The sequence below is a fragment of the Lentzea sp. NBC_00516 genome (genome assembly GCF_036346835.1).
Lineage (GTDB): Bacteria > Actinomycetota > Actinomycetes > Mycobacteriales > Pseudonocardiaceae > Lentzea > Lentzea sokolovensis.
Genome location: NZ_CP107840.1, coordinates 8,134,070 through 8,159,236, shown reverse-complemented (window position 1 = coordinate 8,159,236; position 25,167 = coordinate 8,134,070). Strand labels below are relative to the sequence as shown.

Here is a 25,167-nt window from a genome sequence, read left to right as displayed (position 1 = left end):
TCACTCCTCGGTGCGGATCGTCACGATCGTGGCGCGGATGCGCGCCTTCAGATCCGCGGGGGCGTAGTCCCCACCGCACTTGCGGGCGAGCAACGCCTTGAGGTGCTCCTCCAGCCCGAACTGCTCCAGGCACGGATGGCACTCGTCGAGATGCGTCTGCAGTGCCGCGCGCCTGCCCTGGTCACATTCCTGGTCCAGGAACAACCAGACCTCGGACAGCACCTCTGAGCAGTCGGTGTCGTGGGGTTCGCCACAGTTCATGACGCGTCTCCGTTGCTGCCGTTGCCGCTACGGAGGAAACCGCGGTCGCGGGCGACGTCCGCCAGCATGTCGCGGAGCTGGCGACGGCCCCGGTGCAACCGGGACATCACCGTGCCGATCGGGGTGCCCATGATGTCTGCGATCTCCTTGTACGCGAAGCCTTCGACATCGGCGAGGTAGACCGCGATCCGGAACTCCTCCGGCAACCGCTGCAATGCTTCCTTGACGTCGCTGTCGGGCAGGTTGTCGAGTGCCTCGACCTCGGCGCTGCGCAGCCCGGACGAGGTGTGGCTCTCCGCACGCGCCAGCTGCCAGTCCGTGATCTCTTCGGTCGGCTGCTGAATCGGCTGGCGTTGCTTCTTGCGGTAGCCGTTGATGTAGGTGTTCGTCAGGATCCGGTAGAGCCAGGCCTTGAGGTTCGTGCCCTCTGAGAAGGACGCGAACGCCGAGTAGGCCTTGAGGAACGTCTCCTGCACCAGGTCCTCGGCGTCCGCCGGATTGCGCGTCATGCGCAGGGCAGCCGAGTAGAGCTGGTCGAGCATGGGCATCGCGTCGCGCTCGAAACGTGCAGCGCGCTCCGCCGTCGTCTCTGTCGTGCCGGTGGCGGGCACCGCGCTCCCTTCCCACAGGTTCTGGGTCGGGACTGACTTTACGCGTGACCGCTCAAGCATGTTCGTTGCCACGTTCTGAGTAACAACGGAGGGGCTGGTAGTAATTCCGCATGGCCGGACGTGGGACCCCCGCCACAGCGCTGCTGGACAAGCAGCGGGTGGCGCACACCTTGCACTCGTACGAGCACGACCCCCGCCACGAGTCCTACGGGCTGGAGGCCGCCGAGGCGCTCGGGCTGGTGCCGGGACGTGTCTTCAAGACGCTCGTGGCCGAAGTGGACGGCAAGCTCGCGGTCGGCGTCGTGCCGGTGACGTCGCAGCTCGACCTCAAGGGTCTCGCGGCCGCGTTGAAGGGCAAGAAGGCGAAGATGGCACTCGTGGCCGACGCCGAGCGCGCGACGGGTTACGTCGCGGGAGGCATTTCCCCTCTCGGCCAGAAAAAGCGCCTGCCGGTCGCCCTGGACGAGTCGGCATTGCAGTTCGAAACTGTTTTCTGCAGCGCCGGTAGGCGTGGTCTCGAAGTCGAGATCACGCCTACCGATCTGGTGCGACTCACCAATGCGTTGGTAGCCAGAATCAGTGCTTAACCGACCGGCGCCGTGATGCCGCCGCCCCGGACGTATTCAGCACCGATACCGGACGCCGGCCACGCGACGGTGACCAAAGCGCCCAGCTTGCCCTGGCCGGGCAGGTTGAAGCGAACGAAGGCGGGGAACTGCTGGGGGCCCTCGCTGTTCGATGCCACGTACATGGCGGCATAGCTGTCCCCGCCGACCAGCGTCTCGCTGTACGGAGGCTGGCGCCCGTTCAGGGCGGCGTGGATGTCGTTGCCTTTCGAGTCGAGGAAGCGCAGGTTGCTCACGGTGCCACCGATCCTGCAGGAGACACCCTCCGCGGCGACGAAACGGATCACGTGCGCCTTGTCCTTGACCGACGGAGAGCGCATGTCGTCGACGCGGATCGCCAGATCGTCGCCGGTGCACCACGGGGCCGCCGCTGTCGGGTCGGAGGCCTGAGCGGCAGAGGCCGCCACGACGGCCACTGCGGCAGTGCTGGCCAATGCGGCTGCGGTCGCGATCGTGCGGAAACGGCTCACGTGTTCTCCCGAATTCATCTCGATAGGCGTTCGCCTTACACACTGATCGACGACTCGGAGATACATCCGGTTGTCACGAAGAGCGGATTTCGTACTTTCGGCCGACCCATTCCTCCATTCGGAAGAGCTCGCCCTACTCGCCGGTCTGGCCGTCGATCGCTTCCCTGATGAGATCGGCGTGGCCGTTGTGCCGTGAGTACTCCTCGATCATGTGGGTGAGGATCCACCGCAGACTGGGGACGCGACCGTCACGCCACGGCGCCCGCTTCGCCGGTTGGCTCAGGTCGCCGCGCCTGAGCGCCTCGACGAGGTCCTTCCTGGCGCCGTCGACCGCGCGGCGCCACAACTCGCGCAGCTGCTCCGGGGTGTCGTTGGCGGCCGAGCGCCAGTCCCAGTCGTTGTCGGCCTTCCAGTCGACGCTCGCCCACGGTTCCAGCGGCTCGCGGTCGTGCAGGACGACGCGGAACCACTGCTCCTCCACGTAGGCAAGATGCTTGACCATCCCGCCCAGGGTCATCGGGGACTTCGCGGCTGTCGCGTTGAGCTGCTCCGCGGTGAGGCCCTCGATCTTCCACATGAGAGTGGCGCGGTGGAACTCGAGGAAGCCCTTGAGGGTGTCGAGCTCGTTACCGCCCATCGGTGGTTCTGGCCTGCCCTGCTCATCGATGACCGTCATACGCCGAACGCTAGTCGAGCGGGCGCAGCACGCGGTCCATCCACTCACCGACGTAGCGGCCGACGTCCGCGACGGACGCCTTCAGCGAGTGGTCGCCCTTGAGCAGCACGACCTCGCGGTGGTGGGCGACCTCGGGCTGTCCGAACGGGTCGTTCTCGCCCTGCACGACCAGCGTGGCGACCTCGACGCCGTCGAGCTCGGCCATCCGGGACTTCTCCGGCTTGCCCGGCGGGTGCACCGGGAACGCCAGGCACAGCACCGCCACGGCCTGGCCCTCGACCGAGGTGCGGCAGGCCACGCGTGCGCCGGACGACCGGCCCCCGAACACCAGGGGCAGGCCGTCGAACCAGCGTTCGCCCAGGTCCTCGACCACGGCCATCCAGGCGGTGTCGAGCTGACCGGCCGGCGCCGGGGCACGACGGCCCGCGACGCGGTAGGGCTGTTCGATCAACGCCACGTGCACGCCGACGGAGTTCGCGGCGCGGCACGCGGCGACCAGATCCGGGGCCTCGACGCCGCCACCGGCGCCGTGGCCCAGGAGCAGAGCCGCGCGCGGTTCGTGGGCACAGTGCAGTGAGGCCCTCGCGGGGCCGTGCGGCGTGTCCACCAACAGCGTGGTCACGGCAGCTCCACGCGTTCGATCAGGGAGGTGTTGTTGTTCTTCACGCTGTTCACATCGGTCGACACCGGACGCAACTCCAGTGCCTCGACGATCGACAGGTCCGGGGTCAGCAGTTCGGACGGGTCCAGCGACGTCGGGTCGAGCCACGCCGACCAGCGATCCTGAGGCAGCAGCAACGGCATCCGGTTGTGCACCTCGGCCAACGCGCCGAGGGATTCCGTGGTGAGCACAGCGCACGTGACGGTCGGAACGTCGTCCTTCCACCACACGGACCACAGGCCCGCCATCGCCAGGGACGTGTCGTCCCCGAGCGTCATGAAGTACGGCTGCTTGCGCCCCTCGCCCGGCTGCCATTCGTACCAACCGGCGGCGGGGATGATGCAGCGCCGCTTGATCGCCGACTGCTTGTACGCGGGCTTGGTCAGCACGGTCTCAGCGCGGGCGTTGATCATCTTGGCCGCGCCGGAGAGGTCCTTCGCCCAGTGCGGGACGAGGCCCCAGCGCATGACGCGGACGCTGCGTTCCAGCTCCTCGTCCTCCGGCTGATGCTCGACCACGGCCATGACGTGCTTGGTGGGAGCGACGTTGTAGTCCGCCCCCGGTGCCTCGTCGCCGGTCCCGTCCACCGCGTCGAACTCGGCCGCCAGCAGCGCCGGGTCCTTGGTGGAGGCGTACCTACCGCACAAAACCGATCACCTCCGAAGTTGCGATAATCCCACGTCCCGCACACCAGTGCGAACTGTCGCAGGACGGATGCGGGATCATCTGTGCATGACTCAGCACTGGTCAGCCCCCAGCGCGTCCGGCCCAGTCCACTCGACGGTGCCGGTGCCCGGCTCGAAGTCGATCACGAACCGCGTTCTGGTGCTCGCGGCGCTGGCCGACGGGCCGTCCACGGTCCACGCGCCGTTGCGCAGCCGCGACACGGTGCTGATGGCCGCCGCGCTGTCGTCCCTCGGCGTCGGGATCACCGATCGCGAGGACGGCGGCTGGGACGTCATGCCCGGTCTGCTGCGCGGGCCTGCCGACGTCGACTGCGGTCTCGCGGGCACGGTCATGCGCTTCCTGCCGCCCGCCGCCGCGCTGGCCGAGGGCGGCATCCGGTTCGACGGCGACCCGCACGCCCGCACGCGGCCCATGAGCACCGTGCTGGGTGCGCTGCGGTCGCTGGGCGTCGAGATCGAGGGCGACGCGCTGCCGTTCACGTTGCACGGCACGGGGTCGGTGCCCGGCGGCGAGGTCACGATCGACGCGTCGGGTTCGTCGCAGTTCGTGTCCGGGCTGCTGCTGTCCGGTGCCCGCTTCGACAAGGGCGTGACGATCCGGCACGACGGCAAGCCCGTGCCTTCGTTGCCGCACATCGAGATGACGGTCCAGACGCTGCGTTCGGTCGGCGTTCAGGTCGACACCAGCGTTGCGAACGTGTGGCACGTCGAGCCCGGCGTGATCAGCGCGCGCACCTGGCACGTGGAGCCGGACCTGTCGAACGCGACGGTGTTCCTGGCGGCGGCCGCGGTGACCGGCGGCGAGGTGACGATCCCGCACTGGCCTTCCGCCACGACCCAGCCCGGTGACGCGGTGCGCGGCATCCTGGAGCGCATGGGCTGTGCGGTCGAGGTGTCGGACCAGGGCCTGACCGTGCGCGGACCAGCGAAGCTGTCCGGTGTGGACATCGACCTGCGCGACGAGAGCGAGCTGACGCCGACCGTCGCCGCACTGGCCGCGCTGGCCGAGGGACGCACGATCATCCGGGGCGTGGCGCACATCCGAGGCCACGAGACCGACCGGATCGCGGCACTCGTCAACGAGATCAACGCGGTGGGCGGCAACGCGACCGAGACCGAGGACGGCCTGATCATCGATCCCGCGCCCCTGCACGGCGGGGTGTGGAAGGCCTACGCCGACCACAGGATGGCCACCGCGGGTGCGATCATCGGCCTGGTGGTGCCGGGCATGTCCGTCGACGACATCGGCAGCACCACCAAGACCATTCCCGACTTCCCGGGCATGTGGAACGCCATGCTCACCGGGGGCGCATAGAAGTGAGCAAGCAGGACTGGCGCAAACTCGACGAGTCCGACGTGCGCGTGCGCCCCGGCAAGGGGACGCGGCCGCGCAGCAAGAAGCGGCCGGAACACGCCGACGCCGAGACCGCGATGGTGATCGGCGTGGACCGCGGCCGCTGGACGTGCACGATGGAGTCCGGCGCGATCGTCACGGCGATGCGTGCGCGCGAACTGGGCCGCACGCCCGTGGTGGTCGGCGACCAGGTAGGCATCGTCGGCGACACGTCGGGCCAGCCGGACACGTTGGCCCGCATCGTGCGCGTCGAGGAACGGACCTCGGTGCTGCGCAGGACCGCGGACGACACGGACCCGTTCGAACGCGTCGTCGTCGCGAACGCCTCCCAGCTCATCATGGTCGTCGCGCTGGCGGATCCCCCGCCGCGCACGGGTTTCATCGACCGGTGCCTGGTCGCCTCGTACGCGGGCGGCCTGGAACCGGTGCTGTGCCTGACGAAGTCGGACCTCGCCTCCCCTGACTCGCTGCTGGCGCTCTACACCGAACTCGACGTGCCGGTGATCGTGACGCGCTCCGACGAGGAACCGGCCGCGTTGCGCGCGAGGCTCGCGGACACGGTGTCGTGCCTGATCGGCCACTCCGGCGTCGGCAAGTCCACTTTGGTCAACAAGCTCGTGCCGGACGCGAACCGCGCGGTCGGCGTGGTCTCCGGCGTCGGCAAGGGCCGCCACACCTCCACCCAGGCCGTGGCACTGCGCCTGCCGGAGGGTGGCTGGGTCGTGGACACGCCGGGCATCCGCTCGTTCGGCCTCGCGCACATCACGCCGGACGACATCGTGAAGGCCTTCCCGGACTTCGCCGAGGCCGCCGAGGAGTGCCCGCCCGGCTGCGGCCACCTGGGCGCGCCCGAGGATCCCGGCTGCATGCTCGACGAACTCGTGCCGGACGCGCCGGGCCGCCTCACGTCGCTGCGGCGACTGCTCGCGTCCCGTGCCGGCATGGACGACTACACGGATTGAGGTTGCGCGGGTCGGTCACACTCTCCCCATGAGCAGACTTCTGGGGGTCGCCGTGCTGTGCGCTGCCCTGACCGCGTGCACAGCCGAGATCCCCGGACCACCGCCGAAGCCGGTGCCGACCACGTCACCGCGCGTCGACAAGCCGCGGAACCTGGCCGCGTTCGACACGTGCAAGGCGATACCGGTGGACGGCAGCAGCCCGGTCATGAAAGCGACCACGGTCGTGCCCACGCCCGACCCGGAGAAGCCAGGCTTCTGCCGGTACATCTTCGCCTCCGGCGCCCTGACCGTTCTCGTCGGACTGGAGGAGATCGAGTACGACGAGGTCAAGAAGGCCCATCCGAACGGCCACCAGGGCGAGATCGACGGGCACACCATGTGGTTCGGCTGTGACACGGACGCGTCCGAACTGGACTGCGGCGTGTGGGCCGCCGTCGGCTACGCGCGGTCGTTGACCGTCAAGACGCGGATGACCGGCGCGAACGAGGGATGGCTGCTGAGCCAGCGCATCACCTTGATCACGTTCGCGCTCGACCGCCTGCCGGTGGCGTCATGAGTCACACTTCCCGCATGCACACACGACTGGGGGCTGTGGTGCTGCTGGCTGCGCTGACCGCGTGCTCGACGCCGGCGCCGCCACCCACTCCCGCACCCGCACCGAAACTGCGTGACCTGGCCACGGTCGACGCCTGCACGTTGCTCGCCGAGTCGGACTTCGAGAAGCCGTTCACGAAGGCGCCGGAACCCCTCAACGAGCCGACGACCTGCCGGTGGACGATCGAGAGCCAGTCCGTCTGGATGAGCGTCGCGAACGAGTCGCTGGAACAGGCGAAGTTCCGCGTGCGCGACGGCTCCGAACTCACGGTCGAGGGCCGCAAGGCCTGGTGGGGAGTCACGCACGACCGTTCCAGCGTGCCGCAGACGAGCCTGGGTGTCGTCGTGACCGAACTGGCCGCGGACCGCGTGCTGGTGATGACCGCGGAACGAACCCCGCCCAACTACGACATCGGGATGGTCGCCCGCACCCGGTCCGTCGCGGTGGTGCAAAGGTTGTTCTCATGATCCGACTGGTTCCGGTACTGCTCCTCGCTCTGACGGCCTGCTCGACCGGGCAGTCGCCCGCCCCGAAGTTCGAGGGCATCGACCCCTGCACGCTGCTCGCGTCCGGTGACGCCGGGCAGCTGAGCGGCTCCCCCACCAGGACCGACCGGTCGTGCGACTTCCCGTTCGACTCGCTGACCGCGCGACTGACGCTGCTGAGCGCGAAGTTCTCGGACGAGTCGCAGAAGCTGTTGTCCGACGGCGGCTACGGCGGCGTGATCGACGGCGGCCAGGCCGGCGAGAGCGACGACCGCCCGCTGACCAACAAGTGCGTGGACGCCTCGGGCGAGGTGACGTGCGACGCCGTCGTCGAGGTGCGGGACGGGCAGCTCATCGGGCTGAAGGTCCTGCAGCGCAGCCATGATCTCAACGTGGTCGGGCAGGTCACGCAGGGACTGGCGGCGAAGGCGATGGAAAGGCTGCCGAAATGACCGCTACCCCATGTGCGGGTAGCGGTGATCGGTCGGCGGCACCAGGGTCTCCTTGATGGCGCGCGGGCTCGTCCAGCGCTGCAGGTTGTAGATCGAGCCGGCCTTGTCGTTGGTGCCGGAGCCGCGCGACCCACCGAACGGCTGCTGCCCGACGACGGCACCGGTCGGCTTGTCGTTGACGTAGAAGTTGCCCGCGGCGAACCGCAGGGCGCGATGCGCCTGGTCGACGGCCACGCGGTCGCGCGCGAAGATGGCGCCGGTCAGTGCGTACGGCGTGGAGGTGTCGATGATCTCCATCATCTTCGGGAAGTCCGCGTCCTCGTAGACGTGCACGGCGAGGATCGGGCCGAAGTACTCCGTCGTGAAGATGTCGTGGTGCGGGTCGGTGCCGAGCAGCACCGCGGGGTCGACGAAGTAGCCCACCGAGTCGTCGCACGAGCCGCCGGCCAGCACCTCGACCGAAGTGGACGCGGAGGCCATCAGCAGCGCCTCCTTGTGCTTGGCGAACGCACGGTGGTCGATCACGGCGCCGCCGAACGCCGACAGGTCCGTGACATCGCCGTAGGACAACGACTTCGTGACGTCGAGAAGCTGTTCTCGGACTCCGCCGTCCCACAACGAACGCGCGATGTACGCACGTGAGGCCGCGGAGCACTTCTGGCCCTGGTACTCGAAAGCACCGCGCACCAGTCCGGTGACGAGCGCGCGCGGATCGGCGGAAGCGTGTGCCAGCACGAAGTCCTTGCCACCGGTCTCGCCGACGACGCGCGGGTAGGCGCGGTAGTTGTCGAGGTTGCCCGCCATGGTCTGCCACAACGCCTTGAACGTGCGCGTGGAGCCGGTGAAGTGCAGTCCGGCGAAGAACCTGTCCCGCAACGCCACCTGGCTCACCGCCTGGCCGTCGCCGGTGACGAGGTTGATCACGCCCGGCGGCAGACCGGCCTCTTCGAGCAGCGCCATGGTGAAGTGCGCGGCCAGCTGCTGCGTCGGCGACGGCTTCCACACCACGGCGTTGCCCATCAGGGCGGGCGCGAGCGGCAGGTTTCCCGCGATGGCGGTGAAGTTGAACGGCGTGATCGCCACGACGAACCCGTCGAGCGGCCGGTGGTCCATCCGGTTCCACACGCCCGGCGACGAGATCGGCTGCTCCTGCAGGATCCGGCGGCCGAAGTGGACGTTGAAGCGCAGGAAGTCGATCAGCTCGCACGCCGCGTCGATCTCGGCCTGCTGCACGGACTTCGACTGGCCGAGGATCGTGGCGGCGTTGAGGGTGTCGCGCCACGGGCCGGCGAGCAGGTCGGCCGCCCGCAGCATCACGGCGGCCCGTTCGTCGAACGGCAGCTCCTGCCAGCCCGGCGCGGCGTGCTGAGCGGCGCGCATGGCGTCCGCGACGTCGGAGTTCGTGGCCTGCGCCGTCACACCGAGAACGTGCCTGTGGTCGTGCGGCTGAACGACGTTGATGCGGTCGCCACCGCCCATGCGCTGCTGACCGCCGATGGTCATCGTCAGCTCGTGCGACGTGCCTTCGAGCTCCGCGATGCGTGCCTGCAGACTCGTCCGTTCGGCGCTACCGGGTGCATAGGTGCGCACGGGCTCGTTGACCGGTTCGGGTGCAGACGTGACTGCGTCCATTCCCCCATCGTGGCACGCGGTAGTAGGGTCCGTCGGGTGGCGCGGGTGACTGGCATCGGCGGGGTTTTCCTGCGTTCTCGGGACCCTGTGCGCTTGGCCGCCTGGTACCGCGACAACCTGGGCGTGCCGATGAGCGAGAAGGGCACCGTCACCTTCCACTGGCTCGACACGGCGACGAACGAGTTCCCCGGCACCACGACGATGGCGTTGTTCGCCCAGGACACGCCCTACATCGGCGAACCCCACCAGCGCACGATGCTGAACCTGCGCGTGGACGACCTGGTGTCGCTGATGGCGAAGCTGAAGGCGCGCGGCGTCGAGGTGCTGCCCGACACCGAGGACTCGGAGTTCGGCCGGTTCGGGTGGTGTGTCGACCCCGAGGGCAACCGGATCGAGCTGTGGGAGCCCGCGGAAGGAATGTGATCGTGTTCGACGAGGCCGTGCAGGCGCTGCGCGAGTGGCAGCACGACGACCTGCCGTTCCAGCTCCATCCGGGAGATCTGGGCTGGTTCTGGCGTTTCGGTGACGAGGCTGCGGTGGCGGCGGTCCGGACCTGGAGCTCTGCCGGACGGGTCGTCGCCGTCGGCCTGCTGGACGGCGACGACCTGCTGCGGTTCACGATCGCGCCGGACGCCCGTCAGGACGAGGAGCTGGCACGGCGGCTGGCCGACGACATCTGCGATCCCGGGCGCGGTGTCCTTCCCGCCGGGACCGTCTACGTGGAATCCCCTGTGGGCACGCGGTTCCAGGAGCTGATGTTCGAACGCGGCTGGCAGTCCGACGTGCCGTGGACGCCGCTGCGCCGTGATCTCAGTGCGCCCGTACCGGATCCGGGTGTGCGGATCGACGTGATCGAGCCTGATCAGGCGCACCTGCACGCCGAAGTGATCAGAGCGTCGTTCGAGAAGTCGACGTTCACCGTCGAACGCTGGCACGCGATGGCCGCCGGTTCCGCGTACGCCGACGCCCGCAGCCTGGTCGCGTTCGACCAGGACGACGCGGTCGCGGCGGTGACGGTGTGGTCGGCCGGTCCCGGCAGGCCAGGGCTGATCGAACCGATGGGCGTGCACCACGACCACCGGGGCAAGGGTTTCGGCACGGCGATCACCGTCGCCGCCGCGGCGGCGTTGCAGGACCTCGGCTCGTCGAGCGCGCTCGTCTGCACGCCGAGTTCGAACGTCGGCGCCGTCGCCACCTACCGGGCAGCCGGTTTCGATCAGCTGCCCGAGGTGCACGACCAGCGCCGGGACTAGAGCAGCTCCAGCACGAACGGGAGTTCCTGCGCCGCGTACCAGGCCAGTTCGTGGTCCTCGGCGCTGCCCAGGGCGAACTCGGCGTCCGGGTCGCCCAGGTCGGCGGCGTCGATGACGTCCGCCGCCGCGCGCACGTCCGCTTCCGCCTCTGCCGTGTCGAGGTGCACGGCCGCGACTTCCTTCGTCGTGAACGAGCCGACGACCTTCACGACCGAGAAGTCGAGGTCAGGACGCAGCGTCACGTCCTCCACGTCCACGGCGATCACCGCACGACGCGGCTCCGCCTTCTCGTCGGCGGCCAGCAACCGCAGGGAGGCCCGTGCGGCGTCGAGCATCGCCGAGTACTCCAGCTCCTCGGTGTCGCCCGCCGCGTAGGACTCGCGCAGCGCCGGCGTCAGCGCGAACGCCGTGCCGGTGACCGGAGCGAGTTCGCCGCTGTCGACGAACGCGCGCAGCATCGGCACCGTGGCCGGGATGTAGACCCTCATGCGCTCGCCGTCCCCATCAGTTCCTCCACCGACTCCTCGACCATGGTCGCGAGCACGTCCACATCGGACATGGCGTCGCGGTCGCCGTTCAACCCGAAGTAAACACCGCCGTCGTACGACGTCACCCCGATGGCCAGCGCCTGGTTCTTGGCGAGCGGGACGACCGGGAAGATCTCGGTCATTCTCGCGCCCGCCGCGTACAGGGGAACCTGCGGGCCCGGAACGTTGGTGACGATCACGTTGAACAGCCGGCGGCTGAACGAACTGGCGGCGCGTGCGCCGAGTGCGTGCAGCGTAGGCGGTGCGAAGCCGGAGACCTTCACCAGCGCGTCGGCGGCGACGGACTGGCCGGACTCCTGGTGCGCGCGCATCGCGTGGCTCACGTGGTGCAGGCGCACGACCGGGTTCGGCTCGCCGACCGGCAGATCGACCAGGTAGGCGCTCACGTTGTTGCCGGAGTCCGGGTCGGCCTCGCGGACGGACAGCGGCGCCATCGCGCGGATCGTGGTGCTGCCGGTGACGTTCTCACCGCGGCTGAGCAGCCAGTTGCGCAGGGCCCCGCTCAGCGCCGCGAGCACGACGTCGTTGACGGTGCCGCCGTGCTGCTTGCGGATGGCGCGCAGGTCGTCGAGCTGGGCGCGGGCGACGGCGAACCGGCGCTGCGGCGAGGTGATCCGGACGTTCAGCGGACTGCCGGACGCGGGCGTCGCGACCGTGCGGACGGCGCTCGCGAGCACGCCGAACGCGTTGAAGACCTTCTCGACCGTGTTGACCGTGTCGAGGGCTGCGCTGCGAACGTTCTCCACGAGCTCGCCGGGACGCTGCACGATGTCGGTGACGGCGTCGGCCACGAGCTGCAGCGAGCTGGGCTCCGGCTGCGGCATCCAGAGGTTCTCGACGTTCGTGCGCGGCGTCGGCGACACGTCCAGCATGACCTGGCCGATCTCCAGCGACGCGATGCCGTCGATCATGGCCTGGTGGGTCTTGGTGATGACCGCGGTCTGGTTCTTCTCCAGGCCCTCGACCAGGTAGATCTCCCACAGCGGGCGGGAGTGGTCGAGCGGGCGCGACATCAGGCGCGCGACCAGGTCGTCCAGCTGCGTCTCGTTTCCCGGCTTGGGCAGGGCGGACCTGCGCACGTGGTAGGTGACGTCGAAGTCCGGGTCGTCCACCCAGACCGGGCGCGCGATGCGGCCGGGGACCTGCACGACCTTCTGCCGGTAGCGCGGCACGAGGCTGAGGCGTTGCTCGATGAGGTCGACGAGCTTGTCGTAGTCGAAACCGGCCTTGGGCCGGCGGAACACCGCCACGCCACCGACGTGCATCGGCGTCGTGGAGTCCTCCAGGTACAGGAACGAGGCGTCCAGCGCTGACAGTCGGTCCGGCATACGACCTAGCCTAGTGCGATTGGCGGTCCATCAACTTCTGAAGTGCGGCGCGTTCGCGCGGATCACGGTCGTGCCGCTCCAGCCGGATGCGCGCGGCCTCCGGGATCGCCTCGACCGCCTTCGGGTCCACGTTGGCCATGAACGACCGCAGGAATCGCCACCGCGTGAGCTTCATGACCGGGGCGAGGTGGGCGACGGCGAGCGAGACCCAGCTCAGCGCCACGTCGAGCCTGCGGTCGCCCTTGGTCGCGCTGGCCCAGTCGAGCACCACGGGCCCTTCCGGCCCGAGCACGACGTTGCCGGGGTGCAGGTCGAGGTGCAGGAGGTTGCCCTCGCCACTCAGGAAGTCCGGTGCCGGGATGAGGTCGAGGCGGTGGTGCAGGTCCGCGAGTTCCGTGCCGAGGCTGCCCGCGAGCCACGGCTTGCGGCCGATCTCCTCGGACATCCGCGGGCCGGGCACGTACTGCATGACGAGTTCGTCTGCGGTGGCCTCGTGCACGCGCGGCACGGGGATGCCGAAGCCGCTCAGGTACGACATCATCTGGGCCTCGCGCCGCAGGTCACGGCCGGTGCGCGTGCGTTTGACGAGCAGCCCGTCCGACCGGATGAACACATCCGAGTCCTGACCGCTCGCGAGATGTTGACGTTGCGCGACGCTGCGCATACCTGCCGTCATGTGACGATCATCATCGATATGATCCGAAACACAAGGGCCGAACGGCTCTAGTGGAGCTCTTCACCCGTTTGAGCCCTGTGTGCCTGCCTCTGGCACTCTCTTCCGGTGGAGATCTCGCCCAAGGACCGCTTCGTCACCGTCTACGGCCGCAAGCCAGTGCTGGAAGCGCTGGACGACCCGGCGCTCACGGTCGACAAGGTGGTGCTCGCCGACACGGCCCGAGGCGCGGCCGCGCACGAGATCATCGACGCGGCCCGTTCGCGCGGGGTCCAGGTGCAGCGGGCGACCGCGCAGCGCGTGAAGGTGCTGGCCGGCAACGGCAAGCAGGACCAGGGCGTGCTCGCCGACGTCGTGGCGCCGCGCATGAAGCCGTTGGCGCTGGCTCTCGAAGAAGGCGGGCTGAAGTCCGTTCTGGTGCTGGACGGCATCACCACGCCCGCGAACGTCGGCATGATCCTGCGCACCGCGACCGCCGCCGGCATCGACGGCATCGTGGTGCCACGCCGGGGCGTCGCCTCGATCGACCCGCTCGTGGTGAAGGCCTCCGCCGGAGTGGCTTTCCGAGCGCCCGTGCTGCGCTGCGGCACCTCGGCGGAGGCCTCGGCTTTGTTGCGCGCGTCCGGATTTCCGCTTTACGCGCTGGATTCCCACGCTTCCGACACGATTTATTCCGCCTCTTTTTCGTCGCGCTCCGCGTTCGTGCTCGGCAGCGAAACGTCCGGAATCACCGACGACGTGCGTCCACACATCACGTCGTGGCTCTCGATTCCGATGGCGGCGGGCGTGGAATCACTGAATGTCGCGTCAGCGGCGGCCGTGCTCTGCTTCGAACTCGTGCGCCGGGCCCAGTGACCCGCTCAGAGCCAGTCGACGTGGTAGCTGTTGACCCGCGGGTAGCCCAGCAGTGACGTGCAGGCCGCGGTCGACGGCTCGCCCCTGACCCGGCCGATCGTCCCGTACTGGTCCCAGAAGCCCAGGCCGTTCGTGCAGTGCGCGACGGCCCGGAAGCGGCCCGGCCTGCCGTCGTCGCAGAAGACCTCGACGGTGCGCCCGTCCCGCAGGTAGTCCTCGTAGCAACCGCGTTCCTGCGCCTGCGCGGGTGATGCAATTGCCGTGGCTGCAATGGCGACTGCAACACAAGCGACAATTCTTCGCATTTTCTCCCCTATGCAATCGGCTACTGACCAAATCGACGGTAGCGCTTTGCCGAATAATGGGCAATGACGCTGCGGGGTGAACCCTCAATCGCGGAGCGCGATCGCTAGCAGGATTTCCAGCTCCTCGAGGGTGGACCGTGTCGACCGATGGTGGACGCCGACCATGCCCGCCTCGGCGGCGCCGCGGACGTTGACCGCCAGGTCGTCCACGAAGACGCACTCTTCGGGTTCGAGGTCCAGCTTCCGCGCCGTGAGCAGGTAGATCTCGGTGTCCGGCTTCGCGAGCCCGACCTCGCCGGAGATGATCGCGGCGTCGAACAGGCCGGTGTAGACGGTCGGCGGGTGCCACCAGCCGTCCGCGTTGGACAGCAGCGCGGTCTTGAGGCCGTGCGCCTTCGCTTTGCGCAGCGCGGTGAGCAGCGGAGGTTCGGCGGGGTTGTCCTCGCCGGGGTCGGTCAGGACGCCGCCGTAGTCGAGCACCAGGGCTTTCAGCACCTGGAGAACGGTACCCACTTTCGGGTGCCCGGTGTCCTGATGTCGTTGTCGGCGCGCCAGGTTCGGCATGCCCCCAGTCGTTCGCCGCCTGCCCGCCTACGAGCCTCCGGTCGGAGTCTCCGGCGGCTTCGTGATTCCCCGGCCGCGGCCCAGGCCCGTCTGGGTGCCGGTGCCGGAACCTCCCCCGCCCGCCTTCGACGCTTCCCGGCTCGTCGGGGTCGTGCTGGAGGTGCTGGACGGGAGGCGGGCCACCCGGCTGCTGCGGGAGGTCGCGGTGCCCGTTCTGGCCGCCCGGCTGAGCGGGCTGGTTCGTCCTCGGACCACGCGGATGGTTCGGGCACCCCGGGTCTGTCATCCGTCCCGGTTCTCGGCCGAGGTCGCGGTGACCGTGCGCAGGGAGGGGCGAGTCCTGGCCGTGGCCGGCCGGGCCGAGCACCGGAGCGGGAGGTGGTGGTTCACCTCGTTCACGGTGCTGGAGTGAGGGCCGGAAAAGCCGCGTGGGCCGCGTTCCCTGAGGAACACGGCCCACGCGGTGGTGGTGCGGGTCAGCGGGGCTTGCGCTGGTTCTTCGCTGCCTGACGGGCCGCCTCGCGGCGCTCCTTGCGGGTGCCGCCCTGCTGGCCGGCCGCGCTGCTCGCCTCGGCGTGCTCTTCCACGCCGCCGTCCTCAGCCGGGCCGCTGTAGTTCAGGTTCTGCTGGCCGGGGCCACCGAGACCCTTGCCACGCAGGGCGGGCGGGATGGCGTTGCCGCTGGCCAGCTGGGCCATGGCCGGGCCCGCGGGCGCCTCGGGCTCCCGCTGCGCCTGCTGCTGTGCGGCCGCCGCGGCGCGGGCACGAGCGCGCGCACCGCCGCCACCGCCGTTGCCGGAGACCTGCGGAAGAGCCTGCGGGGCCGCGCCCAGGGCCACGGGGACCTGGGGCTCGGCGACGGGCTCCGGTTCGGCCGCTTCGACCTGGAGGTTGAACAGGAAGCCGACGGTCTCCTCGCGCAACGCGTCGAGCATCGCGTTGAACATCTCGAAGCCCTCGCGCTGGTACTCGATGAGGGGATCGCGCTGCGCCATCGCGCGCAGGCCGATGCCCTCCTTCAAGTAGTCCATCTCGTACAGGTGCTCGCGCCACTTGCGGTCCAGGACGGACAGCAGGACGCGGCGCTCCAGTTCGCGGATGGCGCCTTCGCCGACCCGGCTGTCGATGTCGGCCTCGCGGGCGCTGTAGGCGTTCATCGCGTCCTCGACGAGGAGATCGCGCAGGTACTCGCGCGTCACGTCCTCATCGGACTCGAGGATCTCCTTCGCGTCCAGCGAGACCGGGTAGAGGGTCTTGAGGGCGGTCCAGAGCTTCTCGAAGTCCCAGTCCTCGGCGTACCCGTCGGCGGTGGCGCCGTTGACGTACTCCTCGACGACGCTCTCGATCATGTGCTCGACCTGCTCGCGCAGGTCCTCACCGGCGAGAACGCGGTGGCGCTCGGCGTAGATCACCGTGCGCTGGCGGTTCATGACCTCGTCGTACTTGAGGACGTTCTTGCGGATCTCGAAGTTCTGCTGCTCGACCTGGGTCTGCGCGCTGCGGATGGCGCGGGTGACCATCTTGTGCTCGATCGGCACGTCGTCCGGCACGTTCAGGCGCGTCATGACCATCTCGACCATGGACGCGTTGAAGCGGCGCATCAGCTCGTCCTGCAGGGACAGGTAGAAGCGCGACTCGCCGGGGTCACCCTGACGGCCGGTGCGGCCGCGGAGCTGGTTGTCGATGCGGCGGGACTCGTGGCGCTCGGTGCCGAGCACGTAGAGACCGCCGGCCTCGCGGACCTCGTCGGCCTCTGCCTTGCCCTGGGTCGTCAGTTCCTCGACGACCTTGGCCCACTCGGCCTCGTACTCCTCCGGCGTCTCCACCGGGTCGAGGCCGCGGTCACGCAGCTCGTGGTCGGCGATGATGTCCGGGTTACCGCCCAGCACGATGTCCGTACCGCGACCGGCCATGTTCGTCGCGACCGTGACGGCGCCCTTGCGGCCGGCCTTCGCGATGATCAGCGCCTCGCGGTCGTGGTGCTTCGCGTTCAGCACCTCGTGCGGGATGCCCTTGCGCACCAGCAGCTTCGACAGGTACTCGGAGCGCTCGACGCTCGTCGTGCCGATCAGGACCGGCTGGCCGTTCTCGTGCTTCTCGGCGATGTCGTCGGCAACGGCCTCGAACTTCGCCTCCTCGCTCTTGTAGACGAGGTCGGGCTGGTCCTTGCGCTGCGGCGGGCGGTTCGTCGGGATTCCGACGACGCCCAGCTTGTAGGTCTGGTGGAACTCGGCAGCCTCGGTCTCGGCGGTACCGGTCATGCCGCCGAGCTTCTCGTAGAGGCGGAAGTAGTTCTGCAGCGTGATCGTGGCGAGAGTCTGGTTCTCCGCCTTGATCTCGACGTTCTCCTTGGCCTCGATGGCCTGGTGCATGCCCTCGTTGTAACGGCGACCGGAGAGCACACGACCCGTGAACTCGTCGACGATCATGACTTCACCGTTGCGGAGGATGTAGTCCTTGTCGCGGTTGTAGAGCTCCTTCGCCTTGAGGGCGTTGTTCAGGTAGCCCACCAACGGCGTGTTCGCGGCCTCGTACAGGTTGTCGATGCCGAGCTGGTCCTCGATGAACTCCACACCGAGCTCGGTGACGGCGACGGTGCGCTTCTTCTCGTCGTACTGGTAGTGGTACGACTTCGACTTCTCCTCGATGACCTCGATGCGGTCCTTCTGGGAGAGCTGGGTGACGTCGATGCCGCGCATCCGCGGGACGAGCCGCGCGAACTCGGTGTACCAGCGGGCCGACTGCTCGGCCGGGCCGGAGATGATCAGCGGGGTGCGCGCCTCGTCGATGAGGATCGAGTCGACCTCGTCGACGATCGCGAAGTAGTGGCCGCGCTGCACGCACTCTTCCAGGCTCCACGCCATGTTGTCGCGCAGGTAGTCGAAGCCGAACTCGTTGTTCGTGCCGTAGGTGATGTCCGAGTTGTACGACGCGCGCCGCTGCTCCGGAGTCATCTCGGAGAGGATCGCGCCGACGGACATGCCCAGGAAGCGGTGAACGCGGCCCATCCAGTCCGCGTCGCGCTTGGCCAGGTAGTCGTTCGTGGTGATGACGTGGACGCCCTTGCCGGCGATGGCGTTGAGGTAGACGGGCATGACCGAGGTCAGCGTCTTGCCCTCACCCGTGCGCATCTCGGAGATCTGACCGAGGTGGAGTGCCGCGCCGCCCATCATCTGGACGTCGTAGGGGCGCTGGCCGAGGGTGCGCTTCGCGGCCTCACGGGCCACGGCGAACGCCTCCGGCAGCAGCTCGTCCAGCGACTCGCCCTCGGCGTAGCGCTTCCGGAACTCCTCGGTCTTGCCCCGCAACTCGGCGTCGGAGAGGTCCACCACCTCGTCTTCCAGGTGGTTGATGTGCTGTGCGATGTTGCGGAGGCGCTTGAGCATCTTGCCCTCGCCGGAGCGGAGCAGTCGGGACAGCACCATCTGGATAGACCTCATCACCTGTATCGCGGCGCGCCCACGTCGGACGCCTTTCCCCTGCCCATCGTAGGCAAGTCGCCAAGATGTGTGCACGGACACAGGCGGATTGGCTGGCCCGACCTGGTCTGTGCAGGTCAGGTGCCGTTTCTGCGATCTTCCCAGGCCACCTGTTGCCGGAGCCCCCACCTCGGCTACTGGTGTGGAGAACGTATGAGGACGGCGTAAAGGTTCCTGGTCCAGTCAATTTCACCTTGACGGTGAACGTCACGGGACGAGATGAGTCCGACCGGCGGTAGACGCACGCCGCCGCCCCGCACGCGAGGGGTGCGGGGCGGCGGCGGTCGAAGGAACGTGGTGGGCGGTCAGGCCAGCCTGATCACGCCGTAGTCGAATCCCTTCCGGCGGTAGACGACGCTCGGGCGTCCGCATTCGGTGTCGGCGAACAGGTAGAAGTCGTGTCCGACCAGTTCCATCTCGTAGAGGGCCTGGTCGACGGTCATCGGTTTGGCGGCGTGCTCCTTCTCGCGTACGACGCGTCCGGGCAACTTGTCTTCGAGGCCGTCGTCCCAACGCTGCGCGGGCACTTCCGCCATGCCCTCGTAGTCGGCCTCGGGTGCGTCGAGCACCGCGGTCTTGGCGCGGCGCGACGTCATGCTTTCGCCGGCGGACTGGTCAGCCAGTCCGCTTGTCGCTTCGGCCACCGAGATCGGGGCGCGGGCCCCGTGGTGGACGCGCCTGCGGTCGTGTGACCGACGCAGACGGTTCTCGAGCTTCGCGACCGCAGAATCGAGCGCGGCGTAGAAGTCACCCGCGCAGGCTTCGGAACGGACCACAGGTCCACGTCCCTTGCCGGTGATTTCGACCCGCTGGCAGTTCTTCGACTGGCGGCGGTTCGGCTCGTGGAAAAGTTCCACGTCGTAGCGGATGACCTTGCGGTCGTAGCGCTCAAGCCGGGCCAGCTTTTCGGCGACGTGAACCCTGTAGTGATCGGGCACCTCGACGTTGCGGCCCTTAACGACGATGTCCATACACGACCTCCCTCGCTTTGCTGCGAGCTATGGCTGGACTGCTTTAAAGCGCCGTGGCGATCTTGGATCGCGGATGTGTCGCAGAGGGTCGTCTCCCTCAGCTCTCACGGCGCCAGGATCATGGGCTGTTCGCCTCCTCCCCGAGGGCCGGGAACGCTGATAGCGGTGCACGTTAGCTTGGGATTCACCGTCGCGTAAGCCCCCTTGCCGGGGGAACGACGAGATTTTTTGCTGACTACGCAGCGCGACGACAGCGCGTTGCCAAGCGTTTCCCGAGCGTGCTCCGAACCAAACCCGGCAGCCCCTGACTCACCCGAACGGCGCACGCCGCAACCGGCACTCGACGGCAGCCTCGCTGCGTCGAACGGGTCCAGTCGCGGCCTCATACCCAGCCAACGGGCGACCCCCGCGTCATGTTCCCGAAACCTGGAAGAGATCGATTCCGAACCACTCCGTGGACGCTTACCGCGCTTCTTCCAACGGAACTGTGGCCCCCCGATACCCGATCACAGCCCTGTCACGCCCGGCCGAACGGTGGATTTCACCCAATGCCGGACAAGGCAGTCGATCATCGTCATGACGGGACGTACCGGCATTCCTATGAATAACCGCTGGTCAGCTCCATACGTGAATAATCGTTAACTCAGGGCGGCTGTGGCGGGCCCGTCCACGGGTCATCTCGGGAGGCGATCTCCGTCCGGGTGAGGCCTTGATCGACGACGCGATGTGCGGACGCCTCAGTTCTGAAACGTCCGCTCAACAGAGGTTGGGACAAACGGGTCGAAACGAGTTACAAGATCTTGGGGCGTCGTCACAGAACGCGCGCCGAGCAGCGGTTTTTCGCGCGCCACGACCGTGCCGGAGATCGACATCGTCACCCCAACTTCACCCTTGTGGGCGGTGCCGAAAGACCCCGCTGCGCCCCTCCAGGGTCTCGTTTCGTTCCCGGCCGCGATTTTCTGTCAGACCTCGCCGCCATCCTGATCCCATGTCAGCTCTCGATCTGCTCCTCCCGCCCACCTGCTCCGGCTGCGGCGTCGCCGGCACCGCCTGCTGCGCCACGTGCCTCGACGGTTTCGGTCCGCCCACACGACTCCAGGTGCCCGGCGTGGGGCCGCCTGTGTGGACGCTGGCGGCCTATCACGGCACCGCAAGGGAACTGGTGCTCGCCTTCAAGGAACGGGGCGCACGAGCCCTTGCAGCGTGGTTCGGCGCCTTGGTCGCGGCCACCCTGGTGGCGATCGGCCCTCCACCGTGGACGCTCATCCCCGCGCCCTCCCGCCGCAGCGCCGCGCGCAACCGCGGCGGCGACCACATGCTCCGAATCGCACGGGAGACGGACATCGCCACCGTCGCACCGGTCCTCCGGCTGGCGCCGGGTGTGGCCGATTCCGTGGGCCTGACCGCGATCGCGCGCAGACGCAATCTCGCGGGGCGGGTGGAGGTCTGCGGCCCGTCGCCACCGGGCACCACGGTGCTGCTGGACGACGTGATCACCACCGGCGCCACGGCGTCGGCTTGCGTACGCGCTTTACGGCAGGCGGGGGTGCGCACGAACGCGGTCCTCGTGCTGACCTCGGCCCGGCCACACCGGCCAGGGCAGTAGGGGCCGCAGGCTTCCACGAGCCCCTGGAAACGCACGCCTGCGCGCCGTCTGCAGCCCGACCGCGCCAGCTCACTGCCTCGGCAAGCCGGTACGACATCCTCGCTGCCGGTGAGGACGGCTCGCTGCCGTCAGCCCAGTCGCGCCAACGCGAGCCAACCGCGTGGGCCTGCCAGCCCGCACAGAGCTCGCGCACCTGCCGCCGCCACACCAGCCCGGCAGAATCGACCAGCCCGCGCCGGCCCTGGCTGAATCGGCCCAACCTCGCCTGCCCACCCGCGTCAGCCAACCAACGTCAGCCCGCCCTCATCGGCCCGCCGCCGACAGCCCCGCAAACGTCAGTCCACTGCCGCCAGCCCGGCCACCTGAATCCGGTTGGCATCAGCCCAACCGCGAGCCCAGCCCGGATCAACCCGCCGACGTGAGCCCGACCACCAGCAGCAGGCTGCCGTCAGACCAACCGCAGCAACCCACTTGTCATCGACCCGCCCGCCTCAGCCAACCGACGTCAGCCCACCCACGCCAGCCCACTGCCGTCAGCCCACCCACGCCAGCCCACTGCCGTCAGCCCGGCCACCTGAACCCGGCCGGCATCAGCCCGACCGCGCGAACCCCGTCCCGGCTCAGCCCGGGTAGAACACCAGCGCGCCCGACGGCACCCGGATCGAACTCGACTTCCACACATCGGTGATGTCCGATGCCGACCACAGCCCGGAAGGGTCGACCACCTGCACCTGACGCGCCGCGGCCGCCGCCACCGAACTCACCGGCACGGTGAGGTTCGACTGGCTGTAGCGGTCCATCTTGTAGCCGTCGGTGTAGACCTTGGTGACCGGCCACGCGGGCAGCGAGGAGGAGACCACCAGCACGTCCTGGGAGAGCCAGTCGATCGACTGCACGGACGCGGCCAGGATCGACGGCTGCAGCTGCCGGGGTGAGCGCAGGGACACGTCCTGGTTGTTGCGCACCACCGACGCGATGTAGAGCTTGCCGGCGATCACCAGCGCGGCCCTCGTGCCGTCGCGGGAGAGGCGCAGTTCGCTGATCGAGCCGAACGGCACGATGTCGGTGATGTTGACGCCCTTGGCGGTCCAGCTGCCGTTGTCGGAGCGGGTCACGCGGGCGACGGAGGTGCCGTCTACGGCCGTCCAGACCTCGGTGCCCTGGCCGGTCGAGAGCTGCCACGTCGGTCTGGAGAGCGTGGTGGCGCGCTGGTCCACTTCGGACAGGTCCTGTTCCAGCTCGCCCACGCGCAGACGCATTTCGCCGCCCACACGCGACACGACTGCGAGCCGTGAGCCGTCGAGGGACTGAGCCGCCGACACCGCGCCGTAGGCACCCGCGCCGGCGGGGCCCTTGATCGGGTTGCCGTCGGTGAGCGAGCGGATCGACCCGTCCGTCACGAGCATGCCCTGGAGGTTCGCGTTCAGCGCCAGCAACGGCTCACCGGCGGTCGCCGACACGTCGGACGGCCGGTAGTCGCGCTGGTCCGGCAGGATCTGCTGGCCGTCTACGAGCACGCGCACCCGCGACGAGGTGATGCCCGAGTACGACTTCACGACCTGCGCCACGATCTGCTTGCGCTTCTCCGGCGTCAGGTCCTTGCCCACGTTGGTGAGGTTCACCTCCAACGCGCCGTCGTCGGACTCCTTGGTGTCCGAGAACTTCTCGGTCTCCGTGCCGAGCGCGCTCACCAGCGTGTCGCGCACCGCGTCACCGGGGCCCGCGATCAGCAGCTCGGTGACGCGCGTCGGGATGCTCGTCGCGGGCGGGATCACGACGTAGCGCGGATCCGGCACCAGCACGGTGAACTCGGGGTTGTAGAAGTACAGCGTCACCCGGCGATAGGTGGTGTTGAACAGGTTCTGCGGCATGTAGACGCCGAGCGGCGGTTCGGAGATCCGCCACTGGTTGTCGCTGGTGCGCTCGACCTTCACCGGGATGCGGAACTCGCCGAGCTGCGGCACGAACGCGTTGTCGCTGCCCAGCCGCCCGACGTAGCTGCCTTGCAGGAGAACGGTCTGCGTCTTGTCCTGCGGCGCCTGCGAGGTCGGCACGGTGGAGAAGCCGGTCTCGATGATCGTGGGGTTCTTGGTGTCCCAGTTCTTGTTGGCTTCCGGCGTCATGAACGCGCGGGCCGCCGCGTAGTCGCTGTCCGGGTTCGCCGTCGCGTTCAAAAAATCGCGCACGAGCATGAACGGGTCGATGTTCTGGCGCGGTTCGGGCGCGACGGGGGTGTTGGACGCCTTGTTGTCCTTCGACCCGATCGGTTTCGGCTGGGTGTTCGTCGGGATCGCGGCGCACCCGGTCAGGGTCACGAGGACGAGCACCAGCAACGACAGCCGCTTCACCGCACTTCCTCCGAAACCTCGTTCGCCGCCTTGTCCGCCGGAGTCCCGTCCACGGGCTCCGCTGGCTGCCAGGTGATCTCCTCGGGCCGCAGCTCGATCTCGCCCGGCTCCTCGTCGGCGATCGGCTCCTCCACCACCGTGTTGGGTTCCAGCTGGATCGCGGGCGCCAGTGGCAGCGGGCTCTCGCGCAGTTCCTCGCCGTGCCTGCGGGGCAACGTCAGCCGGAACACGGCACCGTGGCCGGGCTCGCCCCACGCCTCCAGCCAGCCGCCGTGCAGCCGGGCGTCCTCCAGCGAGATCGACAGACCGAGACCGGTGCCGCCGGTGCGGCGGTTGCGCGACGGGTCGGCGCGCCAGAAGCGGCTGAACACCAGCTCGGCCTCACCCTTGCGCAGGCCGACGCCGTGGTCCCGCACGCTGATCGCGACGGCGTCGGCGTTGCCGCGCATGGTGAGTTCGACCGGCTGGCCCTCGCTGTGGTCAATGGCGTTCGCGAGCAGGTTGCGCAGGATCCGTTCCACGCGGCGGGAATCGAGCTCGGCGACGAGCTCGTCGTCCGGCAGGTCCAGCACCACCGGCGAATTGGCGCTCGTCGAGATCGCGCGCACCGAGTCGTGCGCCCGGCGCGCCAGCACGCGGATGTCGACCTGGTCCGCGGTGAGTTCCTCGACGCCGGCGTCCAGGCGGGAGATCTCCAGCAGGTCGCCCAGCAGCGACTCGAACCGGTCGAGCTCGTCGACCAGGAGTTCGGTGGAACGGGCGAGCCCTGCGGGGAACTGTTCGCGCGAGGCGTGCAGGACGTCCGCGGCCATGCGCACCGTCGTCAACGGCGTGCGCAGCTCGTGCGAGACGTCCGAGGTGAAGCGGCGCTGCAGCTGGCCGAACTCCTCCAGCTGCTTGAACTGCGCCTGGATCGACTCGGCCATCTCGTTGAACGACTCGGCCAGGCGCGCCACGTCGTCCTCTCCGACGACGTGCATGCGTTCGTGCAAAGTGCCGTCCGCGAACCGTTCCGCGACCTCGGCTGCCTGCCGCACCGGCCGCACCACCTGGCGCGTCACCAGGTTCGCGATCAAAGCGAGCAGCACCAGCAGGACGATGCCGCCGACCGCGAGCGTCGACTGCACGACCTCGGCCGTGCGCTGCTCGGAGGTCAGCGGGAAGATCAGGTACAGCTGCATCGAGCGCGCGGACGTGCTGATCGGCAGGCCCACGACGAACAACGTGGTCTGCGCGCCGTCGCGCTGCACGGTGTGGATCTGGGTGCCGGAACCGCCGTCCTCGACCATCTCGCGCAGGCCGCGCGGCACGTCGTCGAGCTTGCCGACGGACGGCACGCGCCCGGCGCCGGCGGAACCCAGCCCGTCGGCCAGGACCGGTTCGAACGCGCCAGCACCCGCCGTCGTGGCGTCCGTACCGGCGCCACCGACAGCGAGCTTGTTGATCGCGCTGGTGAACCGCGTCTGCACGCTGTCCGGCCCCGGATTCAGACCGACCAGATCGGACTGGATCAGGCTGCGCGAGGCGATGGCCTGGCGCACCGCGGCCTCTTCCTTGGTGTTCAGCAGCTGGTTGGTGATCTGCATCTGCAGCACCATGCCCAGCACGAACACCACGGCCGACGAGAGCGCGAGCGTGGACACGACGACGCGCAGCTGCAGCGAACGACGCCAGAGGTCACCAAACGCGGACCATCGCTTACGCGCTTCCTCGACGAGGAACTGCGCCTTCGCGATGGCCGGCCGAACGAACTTCATAGGCCACCT

28 protein-coding genes are annotated in these 25,167 nt (G+C 68.8%); 11 read left to right on the top strand and 17 right to left on the bottom strand.

Annotated elements, in window-relative coordinates:
• Together rsrA and OG205_RS37825 are read right to left on the bottom strand one after the other, a co-directional pair.
• On the bottom strand, nucleotides 1-261 hold the full coding sequence (gene rsrA, locus OG205_RS37830) for a mycothiol system anti-sigma-R factor (protein WP_093592019.1): 261 nt from the start codon (nucleotides 259-261) through the stop codon (nucleotides 1-3).
• On the bottom strand, nucleotides 258-932 hold the full coding sequence (locus tag OG205_RS37825) for a sigma-70 family RNA polymerase sigma factor (RefSeq protein WP_319975234.1): 675 nt from the start codon (nucleotides 930-932) through the stop codon (nucleotides 258-260). Before OG205_RS37825 ends, rsrA begins: the two co-directional genes overlap by 4 nt.
• Before the next feature lie 50 nt (nucleotides 933-982).
• Here OG205_RS37825 and ybaK point away from each other — a divergent pair, with 50 nt between their 5' ends.
• Entirely contained in the window at nucleotides 983-1,459 is a 477-nt protein-coding gene (gene ybaK, locus OG205_RS37820) for a Cys-tRNA(Pro) deacylase (protein ID WP_330272620.1), read from the top strand.
• On the opposite strand, the gene OG205_RS37815 is transcribed toward ybaK, so the two are convergent.
• The 4 genes from OG205_RS37815 to OG205_RS37800 form a co-directional block, all read right to left on the bottom strand.
• Nucleotides 1,456-1,968, bottom strand: coding sequence for a hypothetical protein (locus OG205_RS37815; protein ID WP_330272619.1), 513 nt, complete (start codon nucleotides 1,966-1,968; stop codon nucleotides 1,456-1,458). The two genes, ybaK and OG205_RS37815, sit on opposite strands and share 4 nt — an antisense overlap.
• Before the next feature lie 133 nt (nucleotides 1,969-2,101).
• Complete coding sequence (locus tag OG205_RS37810) at nucleotides 2,102-2,644, bottom strand: DinB family protein (protein ID WP_330272618.1); 543 nt, start codon at nucleotides 2,642-2,644, stop codon at nucleotides 2,102-2,104.
• A gap of 10 nt (nucleotides 2,645-2,654) precedes the next feature.
• Nucleotides 2,655-3,266, bottom strand: a complete 612-nt coding sequence (locus tag OG205_RS37805; RefSeq protein ID WP_330272617.1) for an alpha/beta hydrolase family protein — start codon at nucleotides 3,264-3,266, stop codon at nucleotides 2,655-2,657.
• A complete protein-coding gene (locus OG205_RS37800) occupies nucleotides 3,263-3,952 on the bottom strand; it encodes an SOS response-associated peptidase (RefSeq protein ID WP_330272616.1) in 690 nt (229 codons plus the stop codon). Before OG205_RS37800 ends, OG205_RS37805 begins: the two co-directional genes overlap by 4 nt.
• Nucleotides 3,953-4,037: 85 nt before the next feature.
• On the opposite strand from OG205_RS37800, the gene aroA reads away from it, so the two are divergent.
• From aroA to OG205_RS37775, 5 genes are read left to right on the top strand one after another with little or no spacing between them, the layout of a single operon-like run.
• Nucleotides 4,038-5,306 (top strand): 3-phosphoshikimate 1-carboxyvinyltransferase, encoded by a 1,269-nt coding sequence (gene aroA / locus OG205_RS37795; RefSeq protein WP_330272615.1) that lies wholly within the window; start codon nucleotides 4,038-4,040, stop codon nucleotides 5,304-5,306.
• A 2-nt stretch (nucleotides 5,307-5,308) separates the two neighbouring features.
• A complete protein-coding gene (gene rsgA, locus OG205_RS37790) occupies nucleotides 5,309-6,307 on the top strand; it encodes a ribosome small subunit-dependent GTPase A (protein ID WP_319975227.1) in 999 nt (332 codons plus the stop codon).
• A gap of 28 nt (nucleotides 6,308-6,335) precedes the next feature.
• Nucleotides 6,336-6,863 carry a hypothetical protein gene (locus OG205_RS37785; RefSeq protein WP_330272614.1) on the top strand — a complete coding sequence of 176 codons (528 nt, stop codon included), beginning with the start codon at nucleotides 6,336-6,338 and terminating at the stop codon, nucleotides 6,861-6,863.
• Between the two features lie 14 nt (nucleotides 6,864-6,877).
• Nucleotides 6,878-7,369 (top strand): hypothetical protein, encoded by a 492-nt coding sequence (locus tag OG205_RS37780; RefSeq protein WP_330272613.1) that lies wholly within the window; start codon nucleotides 6,878-6,880, stop codon nucleotides 7,367-7,369.
• Nucleotides 7,366-7,839 (top strand): hypothetical protein, encoded by a 474-nt coding sequence (locus OG205_RS37775; protein ID WP_330272612.1) that lies wholly within the window; start codon nucleotides 7,366-7,368, stop codon nucleotides 7,837-7,839. The genes OG205_RS37780 and OG205_RS37775 overlap by 4 nt, the downstream gene beginning before the upstream one ends.
• Nucleotides 7,840-7,842: 3 nt before the next feature.
• On the opposite strand, the gene pruA is transcribed toward OG205_RS37775, so the two are convergent.
• A complete protein-coding gene (gene pruA, locus OG205_RS37770) occupies nucleotides 7,843-9,471 on the bottom strand; it encodes an L-glutamate gamma-semialdehyde dehydrogenase (protein ID WP_330272611.1) in 1,629 nt (542 codons plus the stop codon).
• Nucleotides 9,472-9,558: 87 nt separating this feature from the next.
• Between pruA and OG205_RS37765 the strand changes: the two genes are divergently transcribed.
• On the top strand, nucleotides 9,559-9,894 hold the full coding sequence (locus tag OG205_RS37765) for a VOC family protein (RefSeq protein WP_401036872.1): 336 nt from the start codon (nucleotides 9,559-9,561) through the stop codon (nucleotides 9,892-9,894).
• A 2-nt stretch (nucleotides 9,895-9,896) separates the two neighbouring features.
• Complete coding sequence (locus OG205_RS37760; RefSeq protein ID WP_330272609.1) at nucleotides 9,897-10,724, top strand: GNAT family N-acetyltransferase; 828 nt, start codon at nucleotides 9,897-9,899, stop codon at nucleotides 10,722-10,724.
• Here OG205_RS37760 and OG205_RS37755 read toward each other — a convergent pair.
• From OG205_RS37755 to OG205_RS37745, 3 genes are read right to left on the bottom strand one after another with little or no spacing between them, the layout of a single operon-like run.
• The gene (locus OG205_RS37755; protein WP_330272608.1) at nucleotides 10,721-11,212 is read right to left on the bottom strand and encodes a DUF6912 family protein; all 492 of its coding nucleotides are present in this window, start codon (nucleotides 11,210-11,212) and stop codon (nucleotides 10,721-10,723) included. The two genes, OG205_RS37760 and OG205_RS37755, sit on opposite strands and share 4 nt — an antisense overlap.
• Nucleotides 11,209-12,600 (bottom strand): WS/DGAT/MGAT family O-acyltransferase, encoded by a 1,392-nt coding sequence (locus tag OG205_RS37750; protein WP_319975217.1) that lies wholly within the window; start codon nucleotides 12,598-12,600, stop codon nucleotides 11,209-11,211. The genes OG205_RS37755 and OG205_RS37750 overlap by 4 nt, the downstream gene beginning before the upstream one ends.
• Before the next feature lie 10 nt (nucleotides 12,601-12,610).
• On the bottom strand, nucleotides 12,611-13,276 hold the full coding sequence (locus OG205_RS37745; RefSeq protein WP_330272607.1) for a phosphotransferase: 666 nt from the start codon (nucleotides 13,274-13,276) through the stop codon (nucleotides 12,611-12,613).
• Between the two features lie 105 nt (nucleotides 13,277-13,381).
• On the opposite strand from OG205_RS37745, the gene OG205_RS37740 reads away from it, so the two are divergent.
• A complete protein-coding gene (locus OG205_RS37740; RefSeq protein ID WP_319975215.1) occupies nucleotides 13,382-14,128 on the top strand; it encodes a TrmH family RNA methyltransferase in 747 nt (248 codons plus the stop codon).
• A gap of 5 nt (nucleotides 14,129-14,133) precedes the next feature.
• Here OG205_RS37740 and OG205_RS37735 read toward each other — a convergent pair whose 3' ends face one another.
• The gene (locus OG205_RS37735; RefSeq protein ID WP_330272606.1) at nucleotides 14,134-14,433 is read right to left on the bottom strand and encodes a hypothetical protein; all 300 of its coding nucleotides are present in this window, start codon (nucleotides 14,431-14,433) and stop codon (nucleotides 14,134-14,136) included.
• A gap of 84 nt (nucleotides 14,434-14,517) precedes the next feature.
• On the bottom strand, nucleotides 14,518-14,928 hold the full coding sequence (locus OG205_RS37730; RefSeq protein WP_330272605.1) for an HAD-IA family hydrolase: 411 nt from the start codon (nucleotides 14,926-14,928) through the stop codon (nucleotides 14,518-14,520).
• Nucleotides 14,929-14,995: 67 nt separating this feature from the next.
• On the opposite strand from OG205_RS37730, the gene OG205_RS37725 reads away from it, so the two are divergent.
• Nucleotides 14,996-15,409: an Rv3235 family protein gene (locus OG205_RS37725; protein ID WP_330272604.1), complete on the top strand. Its 414-nt coding sequence runs from the start codon at nucleotides 14,996-14,998 to the stop codon at nucleotides 15,407-15,409.
• Between the two features lie 64 nt (nucleotides 15,410-15,473).
• Here OG205_RS37725 and secA read toward each other — a convergent pair whose 3' ends face one another.
• From secA to OG205_RS37710, 3 genes are all read right to left on the bottom strand, one after another.
• On the bottom strand, nucleotides 15,474-18,422 hold the full coding sequence (gene secA, locus OG205_RS37720) for a preprotein translocase subunit SecA (RefSeq protein WP_330272603.1): 2,949 nt from the start codon (nucleotides 18,420-18,422) through the stop codon (nucleotides 15,474-15,476).
• A gap of 359 nt (nucleotides 18,423-18,781) precedes the next feature.
• Nucleotides 18,782-19,447: a ribosome hibernation-promoting factor, HPF/YfiA family gene (hpf, locus tag OG205_RS37715; protein WP_330272602.1), complete on the bottom strand. Its 666-nt coding sequence runs from the start codon at nucleotides 19,445-19,447 to the stop codon at nucleotides 18,782-18,784.
• 737 nt (nucleotides 19,448-20,184) lie between these two features.
• Nucleotides 20,185-20,325 carry a hypothetical protein gene (locus tag OG205_RS37710; RefSeq protein ID WP_330272601.1) on the bottom strand — a complete coding sequence of 47 codons (141 nt, stop codon included), beginning with the start codon at nucleotides 20,323-20,325 and terminating at the stop codon, nucleotides 20,185-20,187.
• 110 nt (nucleotides 20,326-20,435) lie between these two features.
• Between OG205_RS37710 and OG205_RS37705 the strand changes: the two genes are divergently transcribed.
• Entirely contained in the window at nucleotides 20,436-21,053 is a 618-nt protein-coding gene (locus OG205_RS37705; RefSeq protein ID WP_330272600.1) for a ComF family protein, read from the top strand.
• Between the two features lie 620 nt (nucleotides 21,054-21,673).
• On the opposite strand, the gene OG205_RS37700 is transcribed toward OG205_RS37705, so the two are convergent.
• Both OG205_RS37700 and mtrB read right to left on the bottom strand, forming a co-directional pair.
• Nucleotides 21,674-23,401, bottom strand: a complete 1,728-nt coding sequence (locus tag OG205_RS37700; protein ID WP_330272599.1) for an LpqB family beta-propeller domain-containing protein — start codon at nucleotides 23,399-23,401, stop codon at nucleotides 21,674-21,676.
• Nucleotides 23,398-25,158: an MtrAB system histidine kinase MtrB gene (mtrB, locus tag OG205_RS37695; protein ID WP_330272598.1), complete on the bottom strand. Its 1,761-nt coding sequence runs from the start codon at nucleotides 25,156-25,158 to the stop codon at nucleotides 23,398-23,400. Before mtrB ends, OG205_RS37700 begins: the two co-directional genes overlap by 4 nt.
• Nucleotides 25,159-25,167 lie beyond the last annotated feature (9 nt).

Coding starts and splice junctions, on each gene's coding strand:
- rsrA (WP_093592019.1), bottom strand. CDS start 261: ATGAACTGTGGCGAACCCCACGACACCGACTGCTCAGAGGTGCTGTCC.
- OG205_RS37825 (WP_319975234.1), bottom strand. CDS start 932: ATGCTTGAGCGGTCACGCGTAAAGTCAGTCCCGACCCAGAACCTGTGG.
- ybaK (WP_330272620.1), top strand. CDS start 983: ATGGCCGGACGTGGGACCCCCGCCACAGCGCTGCTGGACAAGCAGCGG.
- OG205_RS37810 (WP_330272618.1), bottom strand. CDS start 2,644: ATGACGGTCATCGATGAGCAGGGCAGGCCAGAACCACCGATGGGCGGT.
- aroA (WP_330272615.1), top strand. CDS start 4,038: ATGACTCAGCACTGGTCAGCCCCCAGCGCGTCCGGCCCAGTCCACTCG.
- OG205_RS37785 (WP_330272614.1), top strand. CDS start 6,336: ATGAGCAGACTTCTGGGGGTCGCCGTGCTGTGCGCTGCCCTGACCGCG.
- OG205_RS37780 (WP_330272613.1), top strand. CDS start 6,878: ATGCACACACGACTGGGGGCTGTGGTGCTGCTGGCTGCGCTGACCGCG.
- OG205_RS37775 (WP_330272612.1), top strand. CDS start 7,366: ATGATCCGACTGGTTCCGGTACTGCTCCTCGCTCTGACGGCCTGCTCG.
- pruA (WP_330272611.1), bottom strand. CDS start 9,471: ATGGACGCAGTCACGTCTGCACCCGAACCGGTCAACGAGCCCGTGCGC.
- OG205_RS37755 (WP_330272608.1), bottom strand. CDS start 11,212: ATGAGGGTCTACATCCCGGCCACGGTGCCGATGCTGCGCGCGTTCGTC.
- OG205_RS37750 (WP_319975217.1), bottom strand. CDS start 12,600: ATGCCGGACCGACTGTCAGCGCTGGACGCCTCGTTCCTGTACCTGGAG.
- OG205_RS37745 (WP_330272607.1), bottom strand. CDS start 13,276: ATGACGGCAGGTATGCGCAGCGTCGCGCAACGTCAACATCTCGCGAGC.
- OG205_RS37735 (WP_330272606.1), bottom strand. CDS start 14,433: ATGCGAAGAATTGTCGCTTGTGTTGCAGTCGCCATTGCAGCCACGGCA.
- OG205_RS37725 (WP_330272604.1), top strand. CDS start 14,996: ATGCCCCCAGTCGTTCGCCGCCTGCCCGCCTACGAGCCTCCGGTCGGA.
- secA (WP_330272603.1), bottom strand. CDS start 18,422: ATGGTGCTGTCCCGACTGCTCCGCTCCGGCGAGGGCAAGATGCTCAAG.
- hpf (WP_330272602.1), bottom strand. CDS start 19,447: ATGGACATCGTCGTTAAGGGCCGCAACGTCGAGGTGCCCGATCACTAC.
- OG205_RS37705 (WP_330272600.1), top strand. CDS start 20,436: ATGTCAGCTCTCGATCTGCTCCTCCCGCCCACCTGCTCCGGCTGCGGC.
- mtrB (WP_330272598.1), bottom strand. CDS start 25,158: ATGAAGTTCGTTCGGCCGGCCATCGCGAAGGCGCAGTTCCTCGTCGAG.